At 70.3% G+C, this 1,034-nt stretch carries 1 protein-coding gene; it reads right to left on the reverse strand.

Annotated elements, in window-relative coordinates; all coding sequences use genetic code 11:
- On the reverse strand, positions 1-1,034 hold a 1,034-nt coding region (locus tag ABZ454_RS38970), incomplete at both ends, for a biotin carboxylase N-terminal domain-containing protein (RefSeq protein WP_359544155.1).

Consider the following 1,034-nt stretch of genomic DNA (forward strand, 5'->3'; position numbering starts at 1 on the left):
GGGGAGAAGAGGGTGACGGTGCCGGGGGCGGGCAGGAAGCCGCGGCCGGGGTCTTCGCCGTTGATGCGGAACTCGAAGGAGTGGCCGCGCATGGCGGGGTCGTCGTAGCCGAGTTTCTCGCCGTCGGCGATGCGGAACATTTCGCGGACGAGGTCGATGCCGGTGACTTCTTCGGTGACCGGGTGTTCGACCTGGAGGCGGGTGTTGACTTCGAGGAAGGAGATGGTGCCGTCGGTGCCGACGAGGAATTCGACGGTGCCGGCGCCGACGTAGCCGGCTTCCTTGAGGATGGCTTTGGAGGCTGCGTAGAGCTCGGCGTTCTGGGCGTCGGTGAGGAAGGGGGCGGGGGCTTCCTCGACGAGTTTTTGGTGGCGGCGCTGGAGTGAGCAGTCGCGGGTGGAGACGACGACGACGTTGCCGTGGGTGTCGGCCAGGCACTGGGTTTCGACGTGGCGTGGCCGGTCGAGGTAGCGCTCGACGAAGCATTCGCCGCGTCCGAAGGCTGCGACGGCTTCGCGGACGGCGGAGTCGTAGAGTTCGGGGATCTCTTCGAGGGTGCGGGCGACTTTGAGGCCGCGGCCGCCGCCGCCGAAGGCGGCTTTGATGGCGATCGGCAGGCCGTGTTCCTGGGCGAAGGCGACGACTTCGTCGGAGCCGGAGACGGGGTCGGGGGTGCCGGCGACGAGGGGGGCGCCGGCGCGTTGGGCGATGTGGCGGGCGGCGACCTTGTCGCCGAGGTCGCGGATGGCGTGGGGCGGGGGGCCGATCCAGGTGAGGCCGGCGTCGAGGACGGCCTGGGCGAACTCGGCGTTCTCCGACAGGAAGCCGTAGCCGGGGTGGATCGCGTCCGCTCCGGAGTCCTTCGCGGCCTGGAGCACCTTGGCGATGTCCAGGTAGCTGGCGGCCGGGGTGTCACCGCCCAGAGCGAATGCCTCGTCGGCCGCACGCACATGCAACGCGTCGCGGTCCGGGTCGGCGTAGACGGCCACGCTCCCGATCCCCGCGTCCCGACACGCACGGGCAACACGGACAGC

Source organism: Streptomyces sp. NPDC005803 (assembly GCF_040630435.1).
Classification (GTDB): Bacteria; Actinomycetota; Actinomycetes; order Streptomycetales; family Streptomycetaceae; genus Streptomyces.